Source organism: Flavobacterium erciyesense (assembly GCF_018069925.1).
Taxonomy (GTDB): domain Bacteria; phylum Bacteroidota; class Bacteroidia; order Flavobacteriales; family Flavobacteriaceae; genus Flavobacterium; species Flavobacterium erciyesense.
Genome location: NZ_JAGPXB010000027.1, coordinates 1 through 5791 on the forward strand (window position 1 = coordinate 1; position 5791 = coordinate 5791).

Annotated in this window: 9 protein-coding genes; 2 read left to right on the forward strand and 7 right to left on the reverse strand. The window is 30.1% G+C overall.

What is annotated here, in order from left to right; genetic code table 11:
- Window positions 1–1377: relaxase/mobilization nuclease domain-containing protein (locus tag KBJ98_RS15075; RefSeq protein WP_210791903.1), on the forward strand; the 1377-nt coding region annotated here is incomplete at its 5' end.
- 27 nt (window positions 1378–1404) lie between these two features.
- On the opposite strand, the gene KBJ98_RS15080 is transcribed toward KBJ98_RS15075, so the two are convergent.
- The 7 genes from KBJ98_RS15080 to KBJ98_RS15110 form a co-directional block, all read right to left on the reverse strand.
- Window positions 1405–1692, reverse strand: coding sequence for a type II toxin-antitoxin system RelE/ParE family toxin (locus KBJ98_RS15080; protein ID WP_210791904.1), 288 nt, complete (start codon window positions 1690–1692; stop codon window positions 1405–1407).
- A complete protein-coding gene (locus tag KBJ98_RS15085; RefSeq protein ID WP_210791905.1) occupies window positions 1689–1940 on the reverse strand; it encodes a DUF2683 family protein in 252 nt (83 codons plus the stop codon). Before KBJ98_RS15085 ends, KBJ98_RS15080 begins: the two co-directional genes overlap by 4 nt.
- Window positions 1941–2081: 141 nt before the next feature.
- Window positions 2082–2564, reverse strand: coding sequence for a hypothetical protein (locus KBJ98_RS15090; RefSeq protein ID WP_210791908.1), 483 nt, complete (start codon window positions 2562–2564; stop codon window positions 2082–2084).
- A 4-nt stretch (window positions 2565–2568) separates the two neighbouring features.
- A complete protein-coding gene (locus KBJ98_RS15095; protein ID WP_210791910.1) occupies window positions 2569–3024 on the reverse strand; it encodes a hypothetical protein in 456 nt (151 codons plus the stop codon).
- Window positions 3025–4098: a replication initiation protein gene (locus KBJ98_RS15100; RefSeq protein ID WP_210791912.1), complete on the reverse strand. Its 1074-nt coding sequence runs from the start codon at window positions 4096–4098 to the stop codon at window positions 3025–3027. It lies immediately after the preceding gene.
- A gap of 558 nt (window positions 4099–4656) precedes the next feature.
- Complete coding sequence (locus KBJ98_RS15105) at window positions 4657–4896, reverse strand: hypothetical protein (protein WP_210791914.1); 240 nt, start codon at window positions 4894–4896, stop codon at window positions 4657–4659.
- Between the two features lie 23 nt (window positions 4897–4919).
- Window positions 4920–5093: a hypothetical protein gene (locus KBJ98_RS15110; RefSeq protein WP_210791916.1), complete on the reverse strand. Its 174-nt coding sequence runs from the start codon at window positions 5091–5093 to the stop codon at window positions 4920–4922.
- A gap of 279 nt (window positions 5094–5372) precedes the next feature.
- Here KBJ98_RS15110 and KBJ98_RS15115 point away from each other — a divergent pair, with 279 nt between their 5' ends.
- Window positions 5373–5738 carry a plasmid mobilization protein gene (locus KBJ98_RS15115; RefSeq protein WP_210791918.1) on the forward strand — a complete coding sequence of 122 codons (366 nt, stop codon included), beginning with the start codon at window positions 5373–5375 and terminating at the stop codon, window positions 5736–5738.
- Window positions 5739–5791 lie beyond the last annotated feature (53 nt).

Below are 5791 nucleotides of genomic sequence, written 5' to 3' on the forward strand. Positions count from 1 at the left end.
CATCAAATAGATAAAAATCTAAAGGAAGAAGAGCGCCCCGAAATCATAGAAAAGAATAATGTTATTGGATCGAATCCTACGTCAATAGCCTATCAAATGCGTGAACAATCTCAAGAATCGGGTAGAGTAAAAAAACCAGTTTTACATTTATCTTTTTCATTTTCTGAACAAGATAAAATCACACCGCAAAAGGAGATTGAAGCCGTTAAGAGCGCATTGGAGCATTTCGGAGTGACCGAAAACAAACATCAATATGTTTTGGTAAAACATAACGACCACGATAACCACAACCACAACCACTACCACGCAATAATTAATAAAGTTGATAATGAAAATGTAACCTTGAATACCGAATGGTTACACAATAAATGTCAAGGTATTGCGGACAGAGTAGAGCAAGAACATAATCTAGCGAGAACACAAAGACAAAGGATTTACGATAAAGAAAAAGACGAATACCGATTTACGACTAAAGAAGAAAAAGCTAAGATCGTCAAGAGTAAACAAACCAAAGTATTCAAAGATAAAGCACCAAAATTAAATGAATACCAAACCAAAATTCAAACAGGAATAAGGGAATCTTTGAACAATAAAGAAATTAAAACCTTTGACGACTTGCAAAAGGATTTAGCTAAAAATAACATTCAAACTAAGTTAAGACTAGATGATAAAACCCAAGAAGTAAAAGGTATTTCGTTTCGTTATGATAAAAAATTAAGCATAAAAGGTGGAGATATCGGATATACTTCAACCATTATTGCTAATAAATTAGAAGAAAACAGAGCTATTCAAATACAGTCCACTACCAAAGCACCAAAAACAAAAGCGCAGAAATACGTAAATCAATTTAATCACTACTTTGATAAGCCGGAATTGGCAAAGCCAAATCAAGTTCCTGGAGCGAAAAGCGCACCAGGACCAATTACTAAAGTAGAACCTAAAGTTGAAACTAAAGCAATTCGACCAATATCAGATTTTGATCTCATATTAAAAGCCACAAAAGAGGAATATGGCGTTATCGGGTACGCTAAAGACTTCAAATATATTTCATTACAAACAAAAGAAGGAAGAATAGTAAGAGCTGAGAACGATAAAAATTATGTGTTTAAAAAGGCAAATAAAAGTTTTAGCAACATTGAAATGGATTTATTAAACAAAGGAAAAACGTTTATTATCAAAGAGAAAACACCTTATAAAATCTATAAATCAAAAACAAATGAATCAATATTATTTAGCAATCTAACACAGGATGAATGCTTGAAAGAAGGATTATACAATACAGATATTTTTATATCTCAAGACATGAAAAATGATTTTGATGATAGTTCTATTTCAGATATTGATATAAAAAAGAGGAAAATAATTCCAAAAAAATGATGGTTGAAATGAAATTTATCGGTCCGATCATTTACGAAACTTAATTGAATACTGGGATGTATTAAAAACGGATAGTATAGTAATATCAATATCTCCTATCAAATAGATTATTTTATAACTCCATTTTGGAACAAAACGGATATTTTCATCATTAAAATAAGGTTCTTTAGGATATTTATAAGGCATATTTTGAACACTTTCCGAAGTAGCTACCAATTCATTAATAACGTTTTCTGCGTTTTGAGGACTGCTTAAAAAGATATAATCGTAAATATCTTGCAACTCCTGTTCTGCTCTAGATTCCCAAACAATCATCTTTTTAAAACACGATTTAATACTTGTTCTGAAGTAGAAGTTTTAGCTGTACCAGCTCTTACATCATCAATACGATTTTGAATATTTTTTTTATACTCTGAAACAGTAAAAGATTGACCGCTTGAAGTATATCCAACTACTATTTCGTCTTCTTCCTTTGTTTCAAACAACATCCCCATTTCCTTTGCTAGATTTTTTAAAATGGATAATTGAGTTTTGTTTTTAGGATGTAATATTATTGCTTCCATAGTTTTATAATTTTTACAAAGTTAGTTTATTTTCTCATTTCTAGTTTTGTCATTCCAGCATAGTAATGCTTACCGTCTTTATCAACATAAGTTTTAAAATTAATACTTCCGATAGCTTCCGATAGCTTCCGATAGTTTTGATTATTGATTAAGGTATTTAGCTAAAATCCATTGATTTTGGCTCAAGGCATCTTTTGTTTTATCTAACTGATTTTGTAAAAATATTTTATCCTGAACTAAACCAACAATTTCTTTATCTAGATAACTCATTTTAGTTGACAATTCCTTTATTTCTTGCTCTTTAACTGAATAATCTTTAAGGGTATTTTCAAACAGAACATACTGTTCTGGTGTAAACACTTCAACGTGATTACCGTTGTCAATCTCTTGTTTAAGTTCTTTTATAACTTCGTTTTCTTCCTCTACATCATCACTTCCGATAACTTCCGATAGCTTCCGATAAAGCGATATGAACAAGTCCGACAACTCGTAAGCTTTCCCCTTTAACACAACCATTTCACTATCTTTTAAATGGTTTTTTGCTCTTGTTCTAATAGTTCTATCAGTCGTGTTTAGAATAAACGCAGCTTGAATAGTATTAAACCAAATTCTATCTTTTGTCATTCTTTTATTTTTTGATATCATTATAAACATCCAAAAGTGATTTTATAATGACTAATTCGTGTAAGTCATCATGTCGAATTGGTTCCGATCTTTCAATATCTTCAGATCTCCATGTCAATAGGTCTTTTAATCCTTCTGAATGATGAAAACTAAACGCTTTATCATCGAATGATTTATTATCTCTAAGTTGAATTAATTCCTCTTTGTTTAAAGCATCACCATAATAAGAAACATATACATATTGTCCTAGATCATCTTTTAGAGATTCTAAGCTTTCCCAACTCATTGAATCAACAGCTTCAAAAAATTGGTCAAAAAACTGATATGTTTCTTGGTCTAAAAAGTAGAAATGTACAGGGTTATCATAGTATTTAATATAATTATTAATCAAAGGATTAAAGAGCGTTATCAGATTTGCATTAAATCTATCTTGTAATTTCTTTTTATCTATATTTTTCATTTACTTTTTTATAGTTTTACTTTTTGCTAAATTAATTAGAGGGGCACTTATTTGGGAATTATTAGATGTGATCTCAGCTCTTTTTTTTACTTTATTAGTACTTGGTTCAAGTTGGTCAAGTTGAAATTTCAATGCGTTTATAACATATCCTTGTACTATAGTAGGTTGCGTTTCATTCACTTTAGCTTTTATCTTACTGAGAGTCATTGCAAAATCTTCTAATTCTGTTTGACAACGTTTAAGTAATTTAATGTTGTTTTTTAGTTCTTTATCGAGAAAACCAAAATTTTCCTTTAAGTAATTAACAAAGATTAAATCTAAATCCCAACGAATAGACATTTGATTTTTTAAATCGTTTTCCATTACGGGATCTTTAATACCTGTTTTATAAGGGTAAAAAGTATATCCTTTGATTTTTCCTTTTTCGGGATATTTCTTGTAGTTGAAAGAAATTGGACAAACTCTATCTAATTCCTTTTTGGCCGACAGTATGACGAATCTTTCAAAATCATTAGTTTTACCGGTATATTTATCTTCAAGTCCAAACATTAATTTCAATGTGTCAACTCCGTAATTTATAGACTTTGATTGAGTTGAAAAAAGCATATAAAAACGCATAGCGTAAACACTCTTAAACTCCTTCGTAACTTCAAGAGAATATTTAGAATACCCTTTACTAAAATCTAAAAAAGCAGTTGCTAATAAGGGGTGGATTCTGAATGTAGCATAACTTTCTTTTTTGTAAAACTTTACCCTTTCTAGCAGTTTTATTTTTTCCCACGATTCCTCATCTTCCAGTATAAAAGATTTATTCTCCATACTATCCAAAGATTTTTTAACAAGTGAATGATTTTGTTCATCTTCTTTCATAAAAGAAGATAGAGGTACAGAAAAATCATAATCACCGAAAAGAGTTTCAGATACGGAATATCGTTTTTTTAAATCCTTCCCATCCACATGCTTCTGTAACATATCCATTATTAGAAACAAAATGCGTTGTTCTTGAACGGAATAATCATAACGTGCAGCTGTTATTATACGTGATTGAATGATAAGAGAGTTGTTGTTTTCCAATGTGTTATAAATTAAAATTAATCCTGTACATTACATTAATCTACTCGCAGTTTAACCGCTTGCATGACAAACATACAAACTAACTGCGAGTTAAAAAAATATTTCTCGCACTTCACATTAGAAAACTCGCAGTTCGAGTAAAAATTCACATTAGAAAACTCGCAGTTCAAAAAAAATTACATTAGAAAACTCGCAGTTCAAAAAAAAAAAACCACGTGAGGACCTGTAAATAAAAGACCTCGCAAGATTTGTTTTTTTGGCGATACTTTATGTTATTTTATAATAAGCTATGTTGTTAATTATATAAACATAGCGATACAAAAGTCTTTTAATTGGGTTGTTCCACTGAAAAAAAATTCAAGAAAATTTCTTAAAGGGGAAATCAAAAAAAACAAAAAAACAAAAAAAAGAAAAAAAGAAAAGTAAACTAGGCGGCGGCGCGCCCGTTTTTTGGCTCTTTTCTAGGCTCTAGGTTAGTTTAAAATAGTTTTTTTTAAGTTCGTACTGCTTAAAAAAAATCTTTCTTTAAATCGTCTTATTTAAAGTGTAGCATTAGAATCAATCTAATTTGCCATACTTCCACTCATTGTATTTTTTATTGTTGAACTTATTTTTTAAAAATTCATCATCGACGATTTTGACCGTAAGATCTAAATCGGAGGATAAAGAATGTAAATATCCAACAACATAAAAATCTCCTTTTGCTCCTTTAAAAAAACCCTCGTAATCGGGAACGTTTGGATTTTTACTTAAAAGTTCTCCTTTGATTCTTTTTAAATAAATTTTCTGAACCCCCATATTTATTTAATTTTTGTAAAAGATTAAAATACATTTTCTTGTTCCGGCTCATCTTCGAGATTTTTTCTTTCCACTTCTGCTGCTAAATTGGAAATATCAATTTCAACCGTTCCTTTTATTTTAAGTGCTTTGTTATACTCCCGAAATATTTTTTCAACTATGTCGCCCCTATCGGAGCTTAAATTTGTATTTCTCATATTCTCAAATTTTATATTTCAATGTTATTTGACTACTCAAAGATAAATTATATTAACCAATTTTTTCTTATTTCTTTCCCTTTAAGAAAATTATCCTCAACGCCTTGCGTTTCATATCCATTTTATTTTGTAGCTTCGCTTAAATAAGTACAATGTAAAATAGCAAGGTGCTGGTTTGTGTCACACTTCGCTTCGCTATGTGTGGCCCAATCCAGAACCTTGTCCTTCGGAGAGGCTTTCTGCCGACTCTACGAGGTTGAAGTTTTTTTTTTTTTAATTATGGAAGAATCAACACGTCTAAAACTTTTGAAATCTGAAGAAGAAAAACGCACTGAATTTGTCAATGTTCGTTTTACAAAAAACGAAATAGAAATGATTGAAACCTACGTTAAAAAAACAAAGTTTTCACGTTCGGATTTAATGAGAAATTTAATTTTGAATGAAATTAAAATAAAGAAACCTCTAATCCATAAAGATGAAATTATCCCTATTGCTGATAAAGATGAAATTCGTTTACTTATGAATATAGCCAATAATTTGAATCAAATTGCCAAGTATTCGAATCAAATAAAAGCTTTTCCAAACGATAACATTCTTGGCAGCATAAAAGAAATGTTAGGCAACTATTTAGATAAAAAACTCTAATGATTATTAACGCAACAATTGGGACAGGTTTCAAAGGTGCATTGCTTTATGTG